Here is a 252-nt window from a genome sequence, read left to right as displayed (position 1 = left end):
CTCGCGCTCGCTCGCGCCCACGCGCGCGAGCGGCGGATCGACGAACACGGCGTAGGCTGGAATGCGCGCATCGACGCTGCGATGCGCGCCGTCGAGCAGATTCGCCGCGACGATCTGATAATCGTCGTATGAGGTGTGCGTGAACGCGCCGCGCCCGTTCACGTCGCCGAGCGCCCACACGCCGTCGACGTTGGTGCGCAACTGGCCGTCGACCGCGATGATGCCGTGCGCGTCGCGCTGGATGCCCGCGAC

Annotated in this window: 1 protein-coding gene; it reads right to left on the bottom strand. The window is 70.2% G+C overall.

The features are described 5' to 3' along the window. Positions 1–252, bottom strand: a 252-nt coding sequence (locus SB816_RS33590) for an FAD-dependent oxidoreductase (protein WP_410548452.1), incomplete at both ends; no start/stop codon positions are given.

Source organism: Achromobacter sp. SIMBA_011 (assembly GCF_046535435.1).
In the GTDB taxonomy this organism is placed as follows: domain Bacteria; phylum Pseudomonadota; class Gammaproteobacteria; order Burkholderiales; family Burkholderiaceae_B; genus Achromobacter; species Achromobacter dolens.
This window is presented reverse-complemented; position numbering and strand designations above follow the sequence as displayed.